Raw genomic sequence first — 19,810 nt, 5'->3', positions numbered from 1 at the left:
CTCTCATGCATTCAACTCCTTGTGCAGCTCCTGCAGCGACCAGACGGGGCCGGTGCCGCGGAATTCCAGTGAATCCACCAGCGCCTTGGCGCCGGCAATGGTGGTCGAGTAGGTGACGCGATGCTGCAGCGCCTCGCGACGGATCGAGAACGAGTCGTTGATCGCCGAACGACCTTCGGTCGTGTTGACGATGTAGACGATCTCGCCGTTCTTGATCGAGTCGACGATGTGCGGACGGCCTTCGACCACCTTGTTGATGATCTCGCAGTCCATGCCGTGCTGCTGCAGCCATGCGGCGGTGCCACGGGTCGCGACCAGGCTGTAACCACGCGCCAGCAGGGCCTTGGCCACCGGCAGCACGCGCTTCTTGTCCGGATCGCGCACCGAAACGAAGGCCTTGCCGACCGGCGGCGCCTTGATGCCACCGGCTTCCTGCGCACGCGCAAAAGCGGCGTTGAAGGTACGGCCGACGCCCATCACCTCACCGGTGGAGCGCATCTCCGGCCCGAGGATCGGGTCGACGCCCTGGAACTTGGCGAACGGGAAGATCGCTTCCTTCACCGAGTAGTAGTCCGGCACGATTTCCTTGGTCGCGCCCTGCTCGGCCAGGCTCTTGCCAGCCATGCAACGGGCGGCGATCTTCGCCAGCGGCATGCCGGTGGCCTTGGACACGAACGGCACGGTGCGCGAGGCACGCGGGTTCACTTCCAGCAGGTAGATGGTGTCGGCACCTTCGTCGCTGGTCTGGATCGCGAACTGGGTGTTCATCAGGCCGACCACGTTCAGGGCCTTGGCCAGCTCCACCACCTGGCGGCGCAGCTCGGCCTGGGTTTCCGCCGACAGCGAGTACGGCGGCAGCGAGCACGAGGAATCGCCCGAGTGCACGCCGGCTTCTTCGATGTGCTCCATCACGCCACCGATCAGGACGTTGCCATCCTTGTCGGCAATGATGTCGACGTCGCACTCAACGGCGTTGTCGAGGAAGCGGTCCAGCAGCACCGGCGAATCGTTGGACACCTTCACCGCGTCGCGCACGTAGCGGGCCAGGTCGGCTTCGCCGTAGACGATTTCCATCGCACGGCCGCCCAGCACGTAGCTCGGGCGCACCACCAGCGGGTAGCCGATCTCACGGGCCAGCAGCAGGGCTTCCTGGTCGTTGCGGGCGATACGGTTCGGCGGCTGCTTCAGGCCCAGCTTGTCGACCAGCTGCTGGAAGCGCTCGCGGTCTTCGGCCAGGTCGATGGAGTCCGGGCTGGTGCCGATCACCGGCACGCCGTTGGCTTCCAGCGCTCGCGCCAGCTTCAGCGGGGTCTGGCCGCCGTACTGCACGATCACGCCCTTCGGCTGTTCCAGCTCGACGATTTCCAGCACGTCTTCCAGGGTCAGCGGTTCGAAGTACAGGCGATCGGAGGTGTCGTAGTCGGTCGACACGGTTTCCGGGTTGCAGTTGACCATGATGGTTTCATAACCATCCTCGCGCAGCGCCAGTGCCGCGTGCACGCAGCAGTAGTCGAACTCGATGCCCTGGCCGATGCGGTTCGGGCCTCCGCCCAGGATCATGATCTTGTCGCGGTTGCTCGGTGCGGCCTCGCACTCGTCCTCGTAGGTCGAGTACAGGTAGGCAGTGCCGGTGGAGAACTCACCGGCGCAGGAGTCCACGCGCTTGTAGACCGGGCGCACCTTGTGCGCACGGCGCAGCGCGCGGATGGCCGCCTCATTGGTGCCGGTCAACTGCGCCAGGCGGGCGTCGGAGAAACCGGCACGCTTCAGCTTGCGCAGGCGCGCAGCGTCCAGCGCGTCGATGCCATCGACGGCGACGGCGGCCTCCGCGGCAATGATTTCCTCGATCTGGTCCAGGAACCAATGATCGATGAACGACAGTGCGTAGATCTCTTCAACGCTCATGCCAGCACGGAACGCATCGGCGACGAAGAACAGGCGCTCCGGGCCCGGCGCCTTCAGCTCGCGACGCAGGGTCTGCAGGTCTTCCTCGTTGGCCAGGTCCAGGCCGGTGGGGTCGAAGCCAACCTTGCCGGTTTCCAGGCCACGCAGGGCCTTCTGCACCGATTCCTGGAAGGTACGGCCCATCGCCATCACCTCGCCCACCGACTTCATCTGGGTGGTCAGGCGAGCGTCGGCGGCCGGGAACTTCTCGAAGGCGAAGCGCGGGATCTTGGTGACGACGTAGTCGATGGACGGTTCGAACGAGGCCGGGGTCAGGCCACCGGTGATCTCGTTCTTCAGTTCGTCCAGGGTGTAGCCCACGGCCAGCTTGGCGGCGACCTTGGCGATCGGGAAGCCGGTGGCCTTGGAAGCCAGCGCCGAGGAACGCGACACACGCGGATTCATCTCGATGACGACCACACGGCCGGTCTTCGGGTTGATACCGAACTGCACGTTCGAGCCACCGGTATCGACGCCGATCTTGCGCAGCACGGCGATGGAGGCATCGCGCAGGCGCTGGTATTCCTTGTCGGTCAGGGTCTGCGCCGGCGCCACGGTGATCGAGTCACCGGTGTGCACGCCCATCGGGTCCAGGTTTTCGATCGAGCAGACGATGATGCAGTTGTCCGCAGTATCGCGGACCACTTCCATCTCGAATTCCTTCCAGCCCAGCACCGACTCTTCCACCAGCACTTCGGTGGTCGGCGACAGTTCCAGGCCGCGGCTGACGATCTCGACCAGCTCTTCACGGTTGTAGGCAATGCCGCCACCGCTGCCGCCCAGGGTGAAGCTGGGGCGGATGATGGTCGGGTAGCCGACACGGGTCTGGATCTCCAGCGCTTCGTCCAGGGTGTGGGCGACGGCGGCGGTCGGGCATTCCAGGCCGATCTCACCCATGGCCACGCGGAACAGCTCGCGGTCTTCGGCCATGCGGATCGCTTCGCGCTTGGCGCCGATCAGTTCGACGTTGTACTTCTCCAGCACGCCGTTGTCGGCCAGGTCCAGCGCGCAGTTCAGCGCGGTCTGGCCACCCATGGTCGGCAGCAGCGCGTCGGGCTTTTCCTTGGCGATGATCTTCTCGACCGTCTGCCAGTTGATCGGTTCGATGTAGACGGCGTCGGCCATCTCCGGGTCGGTCATGATCGTGGCCGGGTTGCTGTTGACCAGCACCACGCGGTAACCCTCGTCACGCAGGGCCTTGCAGGCCTGGGCGCCGGAGTAGTCGAACTCGCAGGCCTGGCCGATGACGATCGGGCCAGCACCGATGATGAGGATGGTCTTGAGGTCAGTGCGCTTGGGCATTTTCTTCTCTAAGTCAGTACAGCGTGACAAGGGGGAGTGATCGCACGCTGTCGATCAGGAATCTTGATCCGCAGCGCCGCGCCGGGGGCAGCAGCGATGCGGCGGCTTACGGTCCATCGCGACGCCACCGGGGGGCCGGCGGCGTACTGATCACGCCTTGGCCTGCTCCATCAGCACCACGAAGCGGTCGAACAACGGACCGACGTCGGTCGGGCCCGGCGACGCTTCCGGGTGGCCCTGGAACGAGAACGCCGGCACGTCGGTGCGGGCCACGCCCTGGTTGGTGCCGTCGAACAGCGAACGGTGGGTCACGCGCAGGGTCGGCGGCAGGGTCGCTTCATCGATCGCGAAGCCGTGGTTCTGCGAGGTGATCATCACCCGGCCGCTGTCCAGGTCCTGCACCGGGTGGTTGGCACCGTGGTGGCCGTGGCCCATCTTCATGGTCTGCGCGCCCGAGGCCAGGCCCAGCAACTGGTGGCCCAGGCAGATGCCGAAGGTCGGGATCTTCACGTCGATGAAGGTCTTGATCGCTTCGATGGCGTAGTCGCACGGTTCCGGGTCACCCGGGCCATTGGACAGGAACACGCCGTCCGGCTTCAGCGCCAGCACTTCGGCGGCCGGAGTCTGCGCCGGTACCACAGTCACTTCGCAGCCACGCTCGGCCAGCATGCGCAGGATGTTGGTCTTCACGCCGAAGTCGTAAGCCACGACCTTGAACCGGGACGGCACGCTGACGAAGGCGTTGGCATCCAGGTCGAGCTGGCCCTCGGTCCAGGTGTAGGTCTTCTCGGTAGTGACAACCTTGGCCAGATCCATGCCCTTCAGCCCCGGGAACTTGCGGGCGGCTTCCAGTGCCTTTTCCACGTCGATGTCGCCGGCCATCAGTGCACCGTTCTGCGCGCCCTTCTCGCGCAGGATGCGGGTCAGCTTGCGGGTGTCGATGCCGGCGATGGCGACCACGCCGCGCTGGATCAGCCAGTCCTGCAGCGACACCTGGCTGCGCCAGTTGCTGGGACGGCGGGGAACGTCGCGCACGATCAGGCCGGCCGACCACACCTTGGACGCTTCATTGTCCTGGTCGGTCATGCCGGTGTTACCGATATGCGGATAGGTCAGCGTGACCATCTGCCGGGCGTAGGACGGGTCGGTCAGCACTTCCTGGTAGCCGGTCATGGCGGTGTTGAACACCACCTCACCGACGGACAGGCCGGGCGCGCCTACGGATTCGCCCTCGAATACGGTGCCGTCTTCGAGGACGAGGATTGCGGCTTGGGTCACGGGAATCTCACTTTGGCTACCGAGGGGGCTGCCGAAGTCACGCCTGCGCTTCACGGAAATCCGGTTGCAAAAAAGCGCGGACGTACGGTCTGGGACCGGTCCGGCTTTCGTGATTCGGCGAGTGCGAATTGTAGCGCTGCCGGGGCGCTCGCGCCAGCGGTTATCGCGCTTCATGAACAGGCGATTGCGTATTCATTTCAATCCGGCGGCGTATGCGGCGCCCGCTGGTAGCGCCGGGCCATGCCCGGCGGAACCGACACCGACGCCGGGCACGGCCCGGCGCTACCGGTTAACGCGGCCCGTCCAGCAGATCGCGCACCCGGTAGCTGCCCGGCGCGCGGCCGTGCAGCTGGCGGGCGGCGAACAGGGCGCCGCGGGCGAAGATGTCGCGGTTGGTGGCCCGGTGCACCAGTTCGATGCGCTCGCCCAGCCCGGTGAACTGGACCAGATGCTCACCGACGATGTCACCGGCACGCAGGCTGGCATAGCGCGGCTCCGCCCCGCCCCGCTGCGCGGCAGCACCCAGGGTCAGCGCGGTGCCCGAAGGCGCATCCTTCTTCTGGGTGTGGTGCGATTCGACAATGTCGCAGTCCCAGCCGGCCAACGCCTGCGCCGCGCGCTCGACCAGTTCGTCCAGCACCGCCACGCCCAGGCTGAAATTCGAGGCCCAGACCAGAGGGATCTTCGCAGCCGCCGCGTCCAGCGCCTGGCGCTGCGTGCTGGAGATCCCGGTGGTGCCCGACACCAGCCCGGCACCCCGCTCCACGCACAACGCCAGCATCGGGTCGAAACCCTCCGGCAGGCTGAAGTCGATCGCCACGTCGAACACCGGCGCGCCGGGCAGTTCGCTGGCACCGAAGAACGGCACGCCGTCGACCACGCGCTGCGCCGGCGCACGGCCGGCCACTGCGGCCACGATCTGCAGGGTTTCGGGATGTTCGGCGGCCAGCCGCAGCAGGGCCTGGCCCATGCGCCCGGAGGCACCGTGAATGAGCAATCGCAGGGGAGTCTGGTTCATGCCTGCAGGCTAGCGGCAGCACGCCCGCTCCGGCAAGCGCCATCGCTGCTACGCTGCATGCCCTTTCATGCAATGGATGGCAGCTCCCTCATGCAGATCAGCGAACAGCTGGTGCTGGTCACCGGCGCCGGCCGCGGCCTTGGCCAGCACATCGCCCGCGCCTTCGCCGCACAGGGCGCGCGCGTCATCGTCAATTACCACCGCAGCGAAGGCGCCGCACGTGCCCTGGCTGCCGAGCTGGGCGGACAGGCGATCGCACTGCCGGCCGACGTCACCGACCGCGGCCAGGTCGATGCGATGCTGCAGCAGGCACTGGCCCACTTCGGGCAAGGCGTGACAACCGTGGTCAACAACGCGCTGGCGGCGTTCTCGTTCAATGGCGATGCCCGCGACGGCGCCGCCGATATCGGCTGGCCGGCCTTCCAGGCGCAGTTCGAGGGCAGCGTGCGCGGCGCGCTGAACACCGTGCAGGCCGCCCTGCCCGGCATGCAGGCCCGCCGCTTCGGCCGCGTGATCAACATCGGCACCAACCTGTTCCAGAACCCGGTGGTGCCCTACCACGACTACACCGCCGCCAAGGCCGCACTGCTGTCGCTGACCCGCACCCTGGCCGGCGACCTCGGCCCGCATGGCATCACGGTAAACATGCTGTCCGGCGGCCTGCTGCGCACCACCGATGCCAGTGCCGCTACGCCTGAAGCGGTGTTCGACTACATCGCTGCGAACACCCCGCTGCGCAGCGTCACAACGCCGACCGAGTTCGCCGATGCCGCGCTGTTCTTCGCCAGCCCGTGGTCGCGTGCGGTGACCGGCCAGAATCTGGTGGTCGATGGCGGGCTGGTGCGGGACTGAGCCGATGCGCATCTCCGAAGTCAGCCGCCTGACCGGTGCCAGCGCCAAGGCCATCCGCCTGTACGAGGCGCGCGGACTGCTGCCGCCGGTGCCACGCCTGAACCGCTATCGCGACTACAGCGAACAGGACGTGGCCTGGGTGCAGCTGATCCGACAGGCACTGGGGCTGGGCATCAGCCTGGCCGCGATCTCGCGCCTGCAGCGCCGCGACGGACGGCTCGACTGGCCTGCGGTGCTGGCCTTGCTGGAACAGCAGCGCACACGCATTGCCAGCGAACGGGCTCGGCTGGCGCAGGTCGAGCTCGCCCTGCAGCAGGTCAGCGCCGAACTGCAGCAGTGGCTGCACTCCGGCAGCGGCGACTGCATCCTGGATCCCAGCGGCTGCACCACCCCGGTTTGACTCTGCCCCTGGGGCAGACCCCAACCTCGCGCACTTTCCATTGCCCGAGGTTGCCGTGTCCCGTTCCGTCCTGATCCTGCTCGGCCATCCCGACCGCGACAGCCTGTGCGGCGCCCTCGCCCAGCGCTACGCCACCGCCGCCGAGAATGCCGGCCACCGGGTGCGCCTGATCGCACTGGGCGACCTTGAATACGACCCGGTGCTGCGCCACGGGTACCGCCAGATCCAGCCGCTGGAAGCGGATCTGCAGGACGCCGCCGACGCGATTGAAGCCTGCGATCATCTGGTGCTGGTCTATCCCACCTGGTGGGGCGGGATGCCGGCGCTGTTGAAGGGCTTCTTCGATCGCGTGCTGCTGCCGGGGTACGCCTTCCGCTACCGGCGCGATTCGGTGTGGTGGGACCGGCTGCTGGCCGGACGCAGCGCACGGGTGATCACCACCCTGGACACGCCGCCCTGGTATTACCGCTGGATCTACCGCGCCCCGGGCATCAGCCAGATCCGCGCCACCATCCTGCAGTTCTGCGGCATCCGCCCGGTGCGTGTCAGCCGCCTCGGTGCGGTACGCAGCAGCTCGCCGGAGCAACGCAATCGGTGGCTGGCGCTGGCAGCAGAGCTGGGCTCACGCGCCCGGTAGATCCACGCCATGCGTGGATGAAATGCTGGCCAGTGTTCCGGATGTCGCGTTTGCCAATTGACCGCCAGGCACTGCGCCTCAAGGCTGTGCGCCCTCTTCCGGCCCAGGCAAAGCCCATGAAATCCTCGACCGTCTTCAGCAAGTGCGCCAGGAAGACCGGCTTTGCCGGAACGTCTACGACCCGCTACCGCTTGCTGGATGCCGCCCTGCTTGTCGTGAATCACCAACGCGCCAACGAAAGCCGGGGCTTCTATGTGAATGCTGGACTCTACTTTCCAGAGCTGCTCGAGTATCCGCTCGCGCCTGACGATCTTGAAACGGCCTTCAGGTACCGCTCCAGCATTCCCACGCCCCATGTCGACTGGCGGATCGAAGAGACGCCAGGCCTGCGCCGGACCTTCATCCAGCAGGATCTTGAAGATCTGCTGCAGGCCGGCAACCGCGACGCGCTGAAAGGCCTGCTGCTCTTTGCCCTTGCCGACGTGGCCGGCTTCGCGGCCAGCCATGGAAACCGGGAATCGGTGCGGCGATTGAATCAGGATGGTCGCTTCCGGGCGATCATCCGCAAAGAGGTCTAGTAGATCCACGCCATGCGTGGAATGAACCCCGCAAGCGTGCGAACCAGGGTTCGCACCCACCAGCGCAGGAAAAGCAGCGTCAGTGCTGCTTCGGTGGAGTTGGCCCGCAGCTGTCACAACCACCACAGGCACCACCACCTCCAGTCGCCGGCGGCGCGATCTTCCGCCCCAGCGCCTGCATCCAGCCGGGGCGACCCGGCTTCAGCAGGGCCAGCGCCAAGGCCCCGCGCAGCGTGCGCACGGTGCCCGGGAATTGCTTCTTCAGCACCACCCAGGCACTGACCAGCACGGCCACCGCGATGATCAGGTACTGGATCAGCAGGCCGGTATCCATCAGCCGCCTCCCAGCGCCTTGGTCACCTGGTAGGTGATCAGCGCAGCCACATACGCCGCGGCGAACAGGTAGAACGCGGCGAAGCCCATCTGCTTCCACGAATTGGTCTCACGCTTGATGGTGGCCAGCGTCGAGATGCACATCGGGGCGTAGATGTACCAGACCAGCAGCGACAGCGCGGTCGCCAGCGACCAGCCGTCGCTGATCAGTGGGGTCAGCGCCTGGCTGGCGGCATCGTCATCGGCCGCGGACAGCGCGTAGACCGTGGCCAGCGACGATACCGCCACTTCGCGCGCGGCCAGGCCCGGGATCAGTGCGATGCAGATCTGCCAGTTGAAGCCCAGCGGCGCGAAGAACACGGCCATCGCATGGCCGATCTGGCCGGCGTAGCTGTAGTCGATGGCCGGCATCGTGGCGCCAGCGGGAGCCGCCGGGAACGACAGCAGCACCCACAGCAGGATGGTCAGCGCCAGGATGATGCCACCGACGCGCTTGAGGAAGATCATGCCACGCTCGTACAGGCCCACGGCCAGGTCGCGCGCATGCGGCAGGCGGTAAGACGGCAGCTCCAGCATCAGCGGATGCTCACTCTTGTCGCGACGCCACTTCTTCATGATCCACGACATCGCCAGCGCGCTGAGGATACCGGCGGCGTACAGGCCGAACAGGACCAGCCCCTGCTGGTTGAACACGCCCCACACCGTCTTCTGCGGAATGAACGCACCAATCAGCAGCGCGTACACCGGCAAGCGTGCGGAACAGGTCATCAACGGCGCCACCAGGATCGTGGCCAGGCGGTCACGTGGGTCCTGGATGCTGCGCGTGGACATGATGCCCGGCACTGCGCAGGCAAAGCTGGACAGCAGCGGGATGAACGAGCGGCCGGACAACCCGGCGGCGGCCATCATGCGGTCGAGCAGGAACGCCGCGCGCGGCAGGTAACCGGACTCCTCCAGCACGAGGATGAAGAAGAACAGGATCAGGATCTGCGGCAGGAACACCACCACGCCACCGACACCAGCGATGATGCCGTCGGTCAGCAGGCTGGCCAGCGGACCTTCCGGCAGCACGCTGCCGACAAACTCGCCCAGCCAGGCAAAGCCGGCTTCGATGCCGTCCATCAACGGCGTCGCCCAGGCGTACACCGCCTGGAAGATCAGGAACATCACCACCGCCAGGCTGACCAGGCCGAACACCGGGTGCAGCAGCCAGCGGTCCAGCGCGTCGTCGATCTTCGCGGTCCGCGCTGGCATCCGCACGGCGACCGACAGGATCTCGCGCACCTTGGCATGGTAGTCGATGCCACCTTCCGGGCCCGGCACCGGTGCATCCAGGTGCGGCACCATCGCATCGAGGCGCTCGACCAGGGCCTTGGCGCCTTGCTTGCGCACCGCCACGGTCTCCACCACCGGCACGCCCAGCTCGCGCTCCAGCGCGGCCACGTCCACCTGGATGCCGCGGCGCTGGGCCGCATCGACCATGTTCAGCGCCACCACCATCGGCTTGCCCAGCTCGCGCAGTTCCAGCGCGAAACGCAGGTGCAGGCGCAGGTTGGTGGCGTCGATCACGCACAGCAGCACATCCGGCGCGGCTTCGCCCGGATAGAAGCCCCGGCACAGGTCACGGGTGATCGCCTCGTCCAGGCTGGCCGGATGCAGGCTGTAGGCCCCCGGAAGGTCGAGTACCGCGAACTCGCGGCCGGACGGCGCACGCAGGCGGCCTTCCTTGCGCTCGACGGTGACGCCGGTGTAGTTGGCAACCTTCTGCCGGCTGCCGGTCAGCTGGTTGAACAGAGCGGTCTTGCCGCTGTTGGGGTTACCGACCAGCGCAACGCGCAGGGGGGCGGTAGTGGCAGTAGCAGTCATGCGCGTCGTTCCTGGCTGGCGGCGTCGACCACGACCCGCTTGGCTTCACTGATCCGCAGCGCGAAACGGGTGAACCCGACCTGCACCAGCAGCGGCTCTCCCCCCACCGGGCCCTTGGCCACCAGGCGTACTTCCTCGCCCTTCACGAAACCCAGCTCGCGCAGGCGACGGGCGATGGCATCGTTGGCATGCAGGTCCTGCACGGACTCGACCACGGCCGAGGTGTGCAGCGGCAGTTCGGACAGCGTCATCTAGCGTGTTCTCTGCTGGATGTAAATGGTTCTCGATTCTAACATTCCCGCGTCGCGTCATGGCCCATGACCAATGGCCCGCTATGATCCATACAGGTATGGAGTGACCCTGGAATCCCATGAACGATGCTTTGCAGATCGAGCGCAGCGGCGCCGTCCTCACCCTCTGGCTGAACCGGCCGGAGCTGCACAACGCCTTTGACGCCGGGCTGATCGCCCGGCTGACCGCCGCACTGGAGGCCGCCGGCCACGATGATTCGGTGCGCGCGGTGGTAGTGGCCGGCCACGGCGCCTCCTTCTCGGCCGGCGCCGACATGCAGTGGATGCGCGGCATGGCTGCGGCCAGCGAAGCCGATAACCGCGAGGACTCGCTGGCCCTGGCCCGGCTGATGCGCACCCTGGACGAGCTGCCCAAGCCGACCCTGGCCCGGGTCCATGGCGCGGCCTTCGGCGGCGGCGTCGGCCTGGTCGCCTGCTGCGACATCGCCATCGCCAGCACCTCGGCCCGCTTCGGCCTGACCGAAAGCCGCCTCGGCCTGCTGCCGGCGGTGATCTCGCCCTATGTGATCGAGGCCATCGGCCCCCGCCAGGCTCGCCGCTGGTTCGCCACCGGCGAGCATTTCGACGCCGACACCGCGCTGCGCATCGGCCTGGTCCACCAACTGTTCGAGCCTGAACGCCTGGACGAGGCCGTGCAACGCCAGCTGGCCCTGCTCGACAAGGCCGGCCCGATCGCCTCGTCCACCGCCAAGCAGCTGGTGCGCCAGGTCCGCGACAGCCATGACCGCGACGCCCTGGATCGCGATAATGCGGCCCTGATCGCGCGCCTGCGGGTGTCCGCCGAGGGCCAGGAGGGCCTGGGCGCCTTCCTCGACAAGCGCGCCCCCCATTGGGTCACGGAAGCCTGAACATGCTCGATCATCTTGGTTTGACCAGCGCCGACCTGGCGCGCAGCAAGACCTTCTTCCTGCAGGCGCTGGCGCCGCTGCAGATCGGCGTGGTGATGGAAGTGACCGCCGAACAGACTGGCGCCCACGACCACATCGGCTTCGGCAGCGACGGCAAGCCGTTCTTCTGGCTTGGCAATGGCGGCACTGCCAGCCACGGCGTACACGTGGCCTTTGCCTGCGCCAGCCGCGCCCAGGTGGACGCCTTCCATGCCGCCGCCCTCGCCGCCGGCGGCCGCGACAACGGCGCCCCGGGCCTGCGCCCGTGGTACCACCCCGACTACTACGGCGCCTTCGTGCTCGACCCGGATGGCAACAACATCGAGGCGGTCTGCCACCGCCCCGCCACCGGGGAGGCCGCATGAACGATTACGTCCGCATCGTCGAGGTCGGCCCGCGTGACGGCCTGCAGAACGAAAAGCAGTCGGTATCCACCGCCGACAAGATCGAACTGATCAACCGCCTGTCGGCTACCGGCCTGCGCAGCATCGAGGCGACCAGCTTCGTCAGCCCGAAGTGGATCCCGCAGCTGGCCGACGCCGCCGAGGTCTATGCCGGCATCCAGCGCCGGCCGGGCATCCACTACCCGGTGCTGGTACCGAACGAACAGGGCTACGACCGCGCCCGGGCAGTGGGCGTGGAGGAAGTGGCGGTGTTCACCGCTGCGTCCGAGGCGTTCAACCGCACCAACACCAATGCCGGCATCGATGAGTCGCTGGCGCGGTTCGAGCCCATCCTGCGCCGTGCCGCCGCCGATGGCGTGCGCGTGCGCGGCTACGTCTCCACCGTGCTCGGCTGTCCTTACCAGGGCGAGGTGCCGCTGGCCGACGTGGTGCGGGTGGCGCGCGCCCTGCACCAGATGGGCTGTTACGAAATCTCGCTGGGCGACACCATCGGCGTCGGCACCCCGCGCAAGGCACGGGCGATGCTGCAGGCGGTGGCCGCCGAGATCCCGATGGCGGCGCTGGCCGTGCACTTCCACGACACCTATGGCCAGGCCATCGCCAACATCGCCACCTGCCTGGAAGAAGGCGTGCGTGTGGTCGACAGTGCCGTCTCCGGCGCCGGTGGCTGCCCGTATGCGAAGGGCGCCAGCGGCAACGTCGCCAGCGAAGACGTGGTCTACCTGCTGCAGGGCCTGGGCCTGGACAGCGGCGTGGACCTGCCGGCCCTGGCCGAGACCGGCCGCTGGCTGGCCGGCCTGCTCGGACGCGCCACCGCCAGCCGCACCGGGCAGGCGCTGGCCGCCACCGGGTGACCACCGCACGGCGCCGCCCCGCAAAGGCGGCGCAGTGCACAACAGCGGCGGTCGCGGCTTCCGTTAGAATCGGCGGTTCTCGAACCTGCAGGACCGTTCAATGCAGCTGTCTTCCGTACGTGCCGTGATCACTGGCGGCGTCTCCGGCCTCGGCCTGGCCGTGGCCCAGCACCTCGTCGCCCAGGGCGGCAAGGTGGCCCTGTTCGACCTCAACGACGACAAGGGTGCAGCCGCCGTTGCCGGGCTGGGTGCCGACAAGGCCCGCTACTTCAACGTCAACGTCAGCGATGAGGCGGCCGTGGCTGCGGCCATCGACCAGGCCCACGACTTCCTCGGCGGCCTGAACGTGGCGATGAACTGTGCCGGCATCCTCGGCGCCGGCCGCGTGCTGGGCAAGGAAGGCCCGATGCCGCTGGCTGGCTTCCAGGGCACGGTGATGGTCAACCTGGTCGGCAGCTTCAACGTCGCCAAGGCCGCGGCCAATCGCATGCAGCACAACGAAGCCGGTACCGACGGCGAGCGCGGCGTGATCATCAACACCGCCAGCATCGCTGCCTATGAAGGCCAGATCGGCCAGGCCGCGTATGCCGCCAGCAAGGGCGGCGTGGTCTCGATGACGCTGCCGATGGCGCGCGAACTGTCGCGCTTTGGCATCCGCGTCAACACCATCGCCCCGGGCGTGTTCTGGACGCCGATGGTCGATGGCATGCCCGAGGCCGTGCAGCAGTCGCTGGCCGCCTCGATCCCGTTCCCGTCGCGTCTGGGCAAGCCGGAAGACTTCGCCAGCCTGGTCGGCTTCATCCTTGGCAACACCTACCTCAACGGCGAGACCATCCGCCTGGACGGCGCTACCCGCCTCGCTCCGAAGTGATTCCCCCGGGCGCCGGGACGGCGCCCTCCCCCAACGACCTAGATCACCATGAAAGCCAACGACATCAAGAAGGGCAACGTCGTCGAGTACAACAACGGCGTGTACCAGATCCGCGACATCGAACGCAGCTCGCCGCAGGGTCGCGGCGGCAACGTCCGCTTCCGCTTCATCATGTACAGCGTGCCGGGCGGCAACAAGCTCGACGCCAGCTTCGATGCCGACGACAACCTGGTCGAGGTCGAACTGCTGCGCCGCCAGTCCACCTATTCGTACAAGGATGGCGATGCCTTCGTGTTCCTCGATGACGAGGACTACACCCCCTACACCCTGGACGCGGACGTGATCGGCGATGACGCCGGCTACATCACCGACGGCCTGACCGGCATCTACGTGCAGGTGATCGACGAGCAGCCGGTGGCGATCCAGCTGCCGGCCTCGGTGGTGCTGGAAGTGATCGAAACCCCGCCGGAACTGAAGGGTGGCACCGCCACCAAGCGCCCGAAGCCGGCCAAGCTCAACACCGGCATCGAGATCATGGTGCCGGAGTACATCGTCAACGGCGAACGCGTGCTGGTGAACACCGCCACCGGCGAATTCGCTGGCCATGCCGACTAAGCGCCTTGCGCTGATCGGCTGCCTGTCCCTGCCTGCGGCGTGTTCGCCGCAGGCAGCAAGCAGCGCATCGTTGATAGCAGTGGTGTAGAGCCGAGCCCACGCTCAGCTGCAGTGCCTGTGCAGAGCACAACGCAGCCGAGCGTGGGCTCGGCTCTACAGAGGGCTTACGGCTGCTTCGCGCCGAAATTGCCACAGCCGTGGTACTGGCGCGTGCCGACAGTCAGCATCACCTTGGCCTCGAACGCCTCGCCACTCATGTCGTCCTGGCAGGTGGTGCGCTGGAAGCTGAGCTTGACGTCGGTGCCATCGGATGCCTTGCCACTCCAGCCATCAGCACCTTCGGTGGGCTTGGCGACATCGAAGCGACGCTCACCATAATCCACTTCCACCTGCAAGCCCGGCGTGTCGCCGTCGACAACTGCCAGCCAGCCGGGCTCATTGCCGGTGGCACGGAACGCAGCATTGCCGGCGCTGCCATCGCCTTCAGTGGCTTCGACCGCATGGCACTCGCGGTCCGCCTCGCCCTTCAGGCTCAGCAGGCCGTCATCGCTGCCCCTGGTCCAGAAGCTGTTGCCCTGGCCATCGCCATACTTGGCGCCGGACGCCGCGCGTTCGGAGGTCATGGCAAAGGTGCGCTCGCCGATCACCACCGTGGCCGTATCCTCGCCAGTGAAGGTCGCGCGCACGCTGAGATCCCCACACTGGTAGGTGGTCTCGCTGCCACCTTCGGTGCTGGCACTTGGCTGCGGCGTGGCAGGCGGGGTGTCATTGCCGCCCGCAGCGGGTGCCTGGGCCGGCTGGCACGCAGCCAGCACCACCCCGAGGGAGGCTGCCAACAGACTGGGAACTACACGCATGGCTCGACTCCTTGTCGACACTACAGAGAGGCTCGACCCTACCATCTGCCGGTGAGCGGGGCCTGAAAGCGGCCTGACCGCACTCAGGCGGCCAGCACCGCCATCGACAGCAGCTGTGCGCCACTGCCGCCGGAACTGCAGGTCCAGACGCGCAACAGGCGCAGCTTCACTTCACGCTCCTGGTCCTGCTGCCACACTGACAACCGCACGTTGCTGGACAGCAGTGCCAGGCGACCACACAGCAGCGTTTCAACTGCGTGCAGCTGTAGGCTTCGCACCTGCAGGCCGCCGGCCAGCCAATCGCCCAGCCACGGCAGATCGAGCATGCGCCCGCCTTGGCCATCCATCATGAACAAGGCCGGCGATACCAGCGCGGTCAGCGCATCGTGATCATTTTCCAGCAACGCTGCGCACAGGCGCTGCTCCAGCACCATCAACTGTTGTTCATGCAGATCTTCAACGATGTTCCGTTCCATCCACGGATCCTTCCGGCATCGGCCGGCGCCTGCGCAGGCGTTGCGCGATCCACTGCCGCGCGCCCTGCACTACTACATAGAAGACCGGTACGAAGAACACCGCCAGCACGGTCGCACTGACCATGCCGCCGAACACACCGGTTCCAATCGCCTGCTGGGTTTCCTTCGACGCGCCCTGCGCCAGCATCAGCGGCACCACGCCCAGCGCGAATGCCAGCGAGGTCATCACGATCGGCCGCAGGCGCAACCTGGCAGCTTCCAATGCCGCCTCGACCAGGCCGCGACCCTGCTGCTGCAGCTGGCGCGCGAACTCGACGATGAGGATCGCGTTCTTCGCCGACAGCCCGATCACGGTGATCATGCCGACCTTGAAGAACACGTCGTTGGGCATGCCCCGCAGCAGCACCGCGGCGACCGCACCGAGCAGGCCCAGCGGCACCACCAGCATCACCGCCAGCGGGATTGACCAGCTCTCATAGAGAGCCGCCAGCACCAGGAACACCACCAGCATCGACAACAACAGCAGCCACGGTGCCTGCGCCCCCGACTCCCGCTCCTGCAGCGACTGGCTGGTCCACTGCAGGGCAAAGCCGGACGGCAGCTTCTGCGCCAACCGCTCCATCTCCGCCATGGCCTGGCCGGTCGACACGCCGGAGGCCGGTGCGCCGGACAGGTTCAGCGCCGGGAAGCCGAGATAGCGCTGCAGCTGCAACGGCGCCTCGGTCCAGTGCGGCGTCACCAGTTCCGACAACGCCACCATGCCGCCTTCGCTGTTGCGAACGTACAGCTTCAGCACATCCTCCAGCTCCATCCGGTGCGGTGCATCGGCCTGCAGGATCACCTGCTGCAGCCGGCCCTTGTTGGGGAAGTCGTTGACGTACTGCGAGCCCATCGCCGCCGACAGCGTGCTGCTGATCTGCTCGAACCCCACGCCCATCGCCTCGGCCTTGGCGCGGTCGATGTCCAGCCGCACGCTGGTGCCTGCTGGCAGGCCATCGGCATGCACCTCCGACAGCAGCGGACTGGCCTCGGCCCGCTTCAGCAGCTGCTGCAGGGCCGCGCGCAGCTCTGCCTGGCTCTGCCCGGTGCGCGCCTGCAGCGCCAGTGAGAAGCCGGAGGAGCGTCCCAGGCTGTCGATGGCCGGCGGCATCACGCTCATCACCTCGCCCTCGGCAATCGTCGCCATCGCCTTCTGCGCGGCCTCCACTTCGCCGGCCGCGGTGGCTCCTGCACGCTCGCCCCAGTCCTTCAGCATGGTGTAGGTCAGCGCCGCGCTCGGGCCGGACCCGGAGAAGCTGTAGCCGAGGATCGACTGGTTGGAGCCGATGCCCGGGCGTGACGCCACATGCCTTTCGTAGGCTTCGACCACGGCCAGCGTGCGCTCGGCCGTCGCTTCGGCCGGCAGCTGGATCGAGGTCATGAAGTAGCCCTGGTCCTCTTCCGGCAGGAATGCGCCCGGCAGCCAGTGCAGGCCCAGCAGCAACGCCGCCACCAGCGCGGCGAACACGCCCATGACCCGCCCGCTCCGCTGCAGCACCGACGCCACACTACGCTGGTAACGCCCGGTCATCCGCTCGAAGCCACGGTTGAAGGCGCCGAACAGCCCACCACGACCATGATGGCCATGGCTGTTCGGGCGCAGCAGCGTCGCGCACAGCGCCGGCGTCAGGCTCAATGCCAGCAGCGCCGAGAACAGGATCGACACCGCCATCGCCACGGTGAACTGGCGGTAGATCGCGCCCACCGAGCCGCTGGCCAACGCCATCGGGATGAACACCGCGGTCAACACCAGGGTGATGCCGATCACTGCGCCGGTCAGCTCACGCATCGCCTTGATGGTGGCCTCGCGCGGCGGCAGCCCTTCTTCGGCCATGATCCGTTCCACGCCTTCGACCACCACGATCGCGTCGTCGACGATGATGCCGATTGCCAGCACCATGCCGAACATGGTCAGCACGTTGATCGAGAAGCCCAGCGCCAGCATCACAGCGAAGGTGCCCAGCAGTGCGATCGGTGCGACCAGCGCCGGGATCAGCGTGTAGCGCCAGTTCTGCAGGAACAGGTACATCACCGCGAACACCAGCAGCATCGCCTCCAGCAGCGTCTGCACCACCTTCTGGATCGAGATCTTGACGAACGGCGCGGTATCGAACGGAATGCTCGCTTCCACGCCGCGCGGCAGCAGCGGTGCCAGCTCGGCCATGCGCTCACGCACCGCCGACGCGGTGCGCACCGCGTTCGCGCCAGGACGCAGCTGCACGCCGGCGGCGGTGGCCGGATGGCCGTCCTCGCGGGTGCCCCAGGCATAGCTCTGGGCGCCCAGCTCGACGCGGGCGACATCGCCCAGCAGCACCCGCGAGCCGTCGGCCCCGGCGCGCAGCACGATGGCAGCGAACTGTTCCGGCGTGGACAGTTGGCCGTCGGCACTCAACGGCACGGTAATGCGCTGGCCCGGCACACCCGGCGAATCGCCGATGCGTCCCGGCGAGATCTCCAGGTTCTGCTGCTCGATGGCGGCGGCGACGTCGCCCATGGTCAGGCCGTAGCCGGTCAACCGGGTCGGGTCCAGCCACACACGCATCGCCTGCTCGGCGCCGAACAGCTGCACGCGGCCGACGCCATCGATGCGGCGCAGCTCTTCGATGATGTTGCGCGCCATGAAGTCGCCCAGCGCCGCTTCGCTGACGCTGGCATCCGGCGAACGCAGGCCGACCAGCATCAGGAAGCCGGAATCGGCGGCCTCCACGAACAGGCCGTTCTGGCGCACGCTGCGCGGCAGGCGCGGTTCGATCGCCTTGATCCGGTTCTGCACGTCAACCTGCGCCAGCTCCGGGTTGGTACCCGGCTTGAAGGTCGCAGTGATCGAGGCTTCGCCGGAGGTATCCACCGACGACTCGAAGTACAGCAGGTGCTTGACGCTGGACAGCTCGCGCTCGATCAGGCCGACCACCGCGTCATTCAGCGTCTGCGGGCTGGCACCCGGGTAGCTGGCATAGATGCTGACGCTGGGTGGCGCCACCGCCGGATAGCGCTCAACGGCCAGCCGTGGGATCGCCAGTACGCCAGCCAGGATGATGAAGATCGCCAGCACCCAGGCGAACACCGGGCGATCGATGAAGAAACGTGCCATGTTGGATTTCCCTGGAGGGACCAGCCCGGTAGAGGCTCAGCCCTTGCTGCCGGCCTGCACCGCGCCGGCGCTGGCGACCGGCATCTGCCAATCGCGCGCATCGACCACCACGCCTTCCTGCAGGCGTTCCTGGCCCTCGACCACTACCTTTTCGCCCGCCTTCAGGCCCGTGCGCACCAGCCACTGGCGATCAACGCTGCCGTCGACCTCCAGCGTGCGGATTACCGCCTTGCCATCGCCACCGATCACCCAGGCATAGGCCTGGCCACCGGCGCTGCGCAGCACGGCCTGCTGTGGCACGGTCAGTGCACTGGCCGGCGCACCACGCGGCACCCTCGCGCGCACGTACATGCCCGGCAGCAGCTGGCGCTGCGGGTTGTCGACCAGAATGCGGAGGATCACATCACCGGTACGCGCATCGACGTTGATGCCGGAGAACAGCATCTGGCCGCGCTCGGACAGCGGCTTGCCGGCCGCACCGATGATCGTCACCGGCAGCTCGCCGCCACCGGCAGCGCTGCGCTGCAGTGATTCCAGCTGGGCCGCCGGCTGGCGCACATCGACGTAGACCTGGTCGATCTGCTGCACCACCGCCATCGGCTCGGCATCGGCCACGCCCACCAGTGCGCCTTCGGTCACCAGCGCCTGGTCGATGCGGCCGGCAATCGGTGCACTGACCGTGGCATAGCGCAGGTCAAGCTGGCGACGGGCCAGGATCGCGCGCGCCTCGTTCACCGAGGCACGGGCCTGTTCGTACTCGGCACTGGCATCGTCGCGGTGCTGCTGGCTGACCGCCTGCGCGGCCGCCAGTGCATGCAGGCGCTGTGACTGCACGCGGCTGCGGCCCAGCGCCGCTTCGCTGCGCTGAAGTGCTGCCAGTGCCGAATCCACGTCTGCACGGAATGCCGCCGGATCGATCTGGAACAGCGCCTGGCCGGCGCTCACTTCTGCGCCCTGGTCGAACAGGCGGCGTTGCACGATGCCGCCCACCTGGGCACGGATCTGTGCGGTGCGCACGGCAGCCACGCGGCCGGGCAGTTCGTCATCGCGCTGTACCACCTGCGGGCCGACGGTGACCACGCTGACACGCGGCGTGGCTTCCGGCGTAGCTTCGGGGGTTGAGCAGGCCGTCATGGCCAGGGCGAGGGCCGCGATCAACGTGGCCGGAGTCCTGAAGGTTCTCATTGCTGTGCACAA

19 protein-coding genes are annotated in these 19,810 nt (G+C 67.4%); 9 read left to right on the top strand and 10 right to left on the bottom strand.

Going from position 1 to position 19,810, the window contains the following annotated elements:
- Nucleotides 1-3: 3 nt before the first annotated feature.
- The 3 genes from carB to dapB all read right to left on the bottom strand — a co-directional run bounded on the left by carB (nucleotide 4) and on the right by dapB (nucleotide 5,542).
- Complete coding sequence (carB, locus tag M1L61_RS10240) at nucleotides 4-3,246, bottom strand: carbamoyl-phosphate synthase large subunit (protein ID WP_248854694.1); 3,243 nt, start codon at nucleotides 3,244-3,246, stop codon at nucleotides 4-6.
- Nucleotides 3,247-3,396: 150 nt separating this feature from the next.
- Nucleotides 3,397-4,524, bottom strand: coding sequence for a glutamine-hydrolyzing carbamoyl-phosphate synthase small subunit (gene carA / locus M1L61_RS10235; RefSeq protein WP_010482524.1), 1,128 nt, complete (start codon nucleotides 4,522-4,524; stop codon nucleotides 3,397-3,399).
- Nucleotides 4,525-4,813: 289 nt separating this feature from the next.
- Nucleotides 4,814-5,542, bottom strand: coding sequence for a 4-hydroxy-tetrahydrodipicolinate reductase (gene dapB / locus M1L61_RS10230; RefSeq protein WP_248854693.1), 729 nt, complete (start codon nucleotides 5,540-5,542; stop codon nucleotides 4,814-4,816).
- 72 nt (nucleotides 5,543-5,614) lie between these two features.
- Here dapB and M1L61_RS10225 point away from each other — a divergent pair, with 72 nt between their 5' ends.
- From M1L61_RS10225 to M1L61_RS10210, 4 genes are all read left to right on the top strand, one after another.
- Nucleotides 5,615-6,394: a 3-oxoacyl-ACP reductase gene (locus tag M1L61_RS10225; RefSeq protein ID WP_197601781.1), complete on the top strand. Its 780-nt coding sequence runs from the start codon at nucleotides 5,615-5,617 to the stop codon at nucleotides 6,392-6,394.
- Nucleotides 6,395-6,398: 4 nt separating this feature from the next.
- Nucleotides 6,399-6,794 (top strand): MerR family transcriptional regulator, encoded by a 396-nt coding sequence (locus tag M1L61_RS10220; RefSeq protein ID WP_049409020.1) that lies wholly within the window; start codon nucleotides 6,399-6,401, stop codon nucleotides 6,792-6,794.
- Nucleotides 6,795-6,849: 55 nt separating this feature from the next.
- Nucleotides 6,850-7,431 (top strand): NAD(P)H-dependent oxidoreductase, encoded by a 582-nt coding sequence (locus M1L61_RS10215; RefSeq protein ID WP_248854692.1) that lies wholly within the window; start codon nucleotides 6,850-6,852, stop codon nucleotides 7,429-7,431.
- Nucleotides 7,432-7,547: 116 nt separating this feature from the next.
- Nucleotides 7,548-8,009: a DUF4304 domain-containing protein gene (locus M1L61_RS10210; RefSeq protein WP_053442947.1), complete on the top strand. Its 462-nt coding sequence runs from the start codon at nucleotides 7,548-7,550 to the stop codon at nucleotides 8,007-8,009.
- 79 nt (nucleotides 8,010-8,088) lie between these two features.
- Here M1L61_RS10210 and M1L61_RS10205 read toward each other — a convergent pair whose 3' ends face one another.
- The 3 genes from M1L61_RS10205 to M1L61_RS10195 are packed head-to-tail and all read right to left on the bottom strand — an operon-like array spanning nucleotide 8,089 to nucleotide 10,459.
- Nucleotides 8,089-8,343, bottom strand: coding sequence for a DUF6587 family protein (locus tag M1L61_RS10205; protein ID WP_010482530.1), 255 nt, complete (start codon nucleotides 8,341-8,343; stop codon nucleotides 8,089-8,091).
- The gene (locus tag M1L61_RS10200) at nucleotides 8,343-10,208 is read right to left on the bottom strand and encodes a ferrous iron transporter B (protein WP_049481564.1); all 1,866 of its coding nucleotides are present in this window, start codon (nucleotides 10,206-10,208) and stop codon (nucleotides 8,343-8,345) included. The genes M1L61_RS10205 and M1L61_RS10200 overlap by 1 nt, the downstream gene beginning before the upstream one ends.
- A complete protein-coding gene (locus M1L61_RS10195) occupies nucleotides 10,205-10,459 on the bottom strand; it encodes a FeoA family protein (protein WP_005409473.1) in 255 nt (84 codons plus the stop codon). Before M1L61_RS10195 ends, M1L61_RS10200 begins: the two co-directional genes overlap by 4 nt.
- Before the next feature lie 119 nt (nucleotides 10,460-10,578).
- Here M1L61_RS10195 and M1L61_RS10190 point away from each other — a divergent pair, with 119 nt between their 5' ends.
- The 5 genes from M1L61_RS10190 (at nucleotide 10,579) to yeiP (ending at nucleotide 14,150) form a co-directional block, all read left to right on the top strand.
- Entirely contained in the window at nucleotides 10,579-11,367 is a 789-nt protein-coding gene (locus M1L61_RS10190; protein ID WP_248854691.1) for an enoyl-CoA hydratase/isomerase family protein, read from the top strand.
- Nucleotides 11,368-11,369: 2 nt separating this feature from the next.
- Nucleotides 11,370-11,771, top strand: a complete 402-nt coding sequence (locus M1L61_RS10185; protein WP_197579392.1) for a VOC family protein — start codon at nucleotides 11,370-11,372, stop codon at nucleotides 11,769-11,771.
- Nucleotides 11,768-12,664 (top strand): hydroxymethylglutaryl-CoA lyase, encoded by an 897-nt coding sequence (locus M1L61_RS10180; protein ID WP_248854690.1) that lies wholly within the window; start codon nucleotides 11,768-11,770, stop codon nucleotides 12,662-12,664. The genes M1L61_RS10185 and M1L61_RS10180 overlap by 4 nt, the downstream gene beginning before the upstream one ends.
- A gap of 100 nt (nucleotides 12,665-12,764) precedes the next feature.
- Nucleotides 12,765-13,535: an SDR family oxidoreductase gene (locus M1L61_RS10175; RefSeq protein WP_043399005.1), complete on the top strand. Its 771-nt coding sequence runs from the start codon at nucleotides 12,765-12,767 to the stop codon at nucleotides 13,533-13,535.
- A 48-nt stretch (nucleotides 13,536-13,583) separates the two neighbouring features.
- Entirely contained in the window at nucleotides 13,584-14,150 is a 567-nt protein-coding gene (gene yeiP, locus M1L61_RS10170) for an elongation factor P-like protein YeiP (protein WP_248854689.1), read from the top strand.
- Nucleotides 14,151-14,314: 164 nt separating this feature from the next.
- Here the strand turns inward: yeiP and M1L61_RS10165 are convergent, their stop codons facing one another.
- The 4 genes from M1L61_RS10165 to M1L61_RS10150 form a co-directional block, all read right to left on the bottom strand.
- The gene (locus M1L61_RS10165; protein WP_126559864.1) at nucleotides 14,315-15,007 is read right to left on the bottom strand and encodes an MliC family protein; all 693 of its coding nucleotides are present in this window, start codon (nucleotides 15,005-15,007) and stop codon (nucleotides 14,315-14,317) included.
- 83 nt (nucleotides 15,008-15,090) lie between these two features.
- Nucleotides 15,091-15,483, bottom strand: coding sequence for a nuclear transport factor 2 family protein (locus M1L61_RS10160; protein WP_010482541.1), 393 nt, complete (start codon nucleotides 15,481-15,483; stop codon nucleotides 15,091-15,093).
- The gene (locus M1L61_RS10155; RefSeq protein ID WP_071306652.1) at nucleotides 15,464-18,613 is read right to left on the bottom strand and encodes a multidrug efflux RND transporter permease subunit; all 3,150 of its coding nucleotides are present in this window, start codon (nucleotides 18,611-18,613) and stop codon (nucleotides 15,464-15,466) included. The genes M1L61_RS10160 and M1L61_RS10155 overlap by 20 nt, the downstream gene beginning before the upstream one ends.
- A 36-nt stretch (nucleotides 18,614-18,649) precedes the next feature.
- The gene (locus M1L61_RS10150; RefSeq protein WP_248854688.1) at nucleotides 18,650-19,798 is read right to left on the bottom strand and encodes an efflux RND transporter periplasmic adaptor subunit; all 1,149 of its coding nucleotides are present in this window, start codon (nucleotides 19,796-19,798) and stop codon (nucleotides 18,650-18,652) included.
- Between the last annotated feature and the right edge of the window lie 12 nt (nucleotides 19,799-19,810).

The organism is Stenotrophomonas sp. NY11291 (genome assembly GCF_023277365.1).
GTDB lineage: Bacteria > Pseudomonadota > Gammaproteobacteria > Xanthomonadales > Xanthomonadaceae > Stenotrophomonas > Stenotrophomonas geniculata.
Note: the sequence above shows the minus strand (reverse complement) of the source record. Positions and strands in the feature narration are given on the sequence as shown.

Bases quoted from the DNA above. Each gene is read 5' to 3' on its own strand.
- M1L61_RS10210 (WP_053442947.1), top strand. From the start codon at position 7,548: ATGAAATCCTCGACCGTCTTCAGCAAGTGCGCCAGGAAGACCGGCTTT.
- M1L61_RS10175 (WP_043399005.1), top strand. From the start codon at position 12,765: ATGCAGCTGTCTTCCGTACGTGCCGTGATCACTGGCGGCGTCTCCGGC.
- M1L61_RS10200 (WP_049481564.1), bottom strand. From the start codon at position 10,208: ATGACTGCTACTGCCACTACCGCCCCCCTGCGCGTTGCGCTGGTCGGT.
- M1L61_RS10180 (WP_248854690.1), top strand. From the start codon at position 11,768: ATGAACGATTACGTCCGCATCGTCGAGGTCGGCCCGCGTGACGGCCTG.
- yeiP (WP_248854689.1), top strand. From the start codon at position 13,584: ATGAAAGCCAACGACATCAAGAAGGGCAACGTCGTCGAGTACAACAAC.
- M1L61_RS10150 (WP_248854688.1), bottom strand. From the start codon at position 19,798: ATGAGAACCTTCAGGACTCCGGCCACGTTGATCGCGGCCCTCGCCCTG.
- M1L61_RS10165 (WP_126559864.1), bottom strand. From the start codon at position 15,007: ATGCGTGTAGTTCCCAGTCTGTTGGCAGCCTCCCTCGGGGTGGTGCTG.
- dapB (WP_248854693.1), bottom strand. From the start codon at position 5,542: ATGAACCAGACTCCCCTGCGATTGCTCATTCACGGTGCCTCCGGGCGC.
- M1L61_RS10225 (WP_197601781.1), top strand. From the start codon at position 5,615: ATGGATGGCAGCTCCCTCATGCAGATCAGCGAACAGCTGGTGCTGGTC.
- M1L61_RS10155 (WP_071306652.1), bottom strand. From the start codon at position 18,613: ATGGCACGTTTCTTCATCGATCGCCCGGTGTTCGCCTGGGTGCTGGCG.
- M1L61_RS10195 (WP_005409473.1), bottom strand. From the start codon at position 10,459: ATGACGCTGTCCGAACTGCCGCTGCACACCTCGGCCGTGGTCGAGTCC.
- M1L61_RS10185 (WP_197579392.1), top strand. From the start codon at position 11,370: ATGCTCGATCATCTTGGTTTGACCAGCGCCGACCTGGCGCGCAGCAAG.
- M1L61_RS10160 (WP_010482541.1), bottom strand. From the start codon at position 15,483: ATGGAACGGAACATCGTTGAAGATCTGCATGAACAACAGTTGATGGTG.
- M1L61_RS10220 (WP_049409020.1), top strand. From the start codon at position 6,399: ATGCGCATCTCCGAAGTCAGCCGCCTGACCGGTGCCAGCGCCAAGGCC.
- M1L61_RS10205 (WP_010482530.1), bottom strand. From the start codon at position 8,343: ATGGATACCGGCCTGCTGATCCAGTACCTGATCATCGCGGTGGCCGTG.
- M1L61_RS10190 (WP_248854691.1), top strand. From the start codon at position 10,579: ATGAACGATGCTTTGCAGATCGAGCGCAGCGGCGCCGTCCTCACCCTC.
- carB (WP_248854694.1), bottom strand. From the start codon at position 3,246: ATGCCCAAGCGCACTGACCTCAAGACCATCCTCATCATCGGTGCTGGC.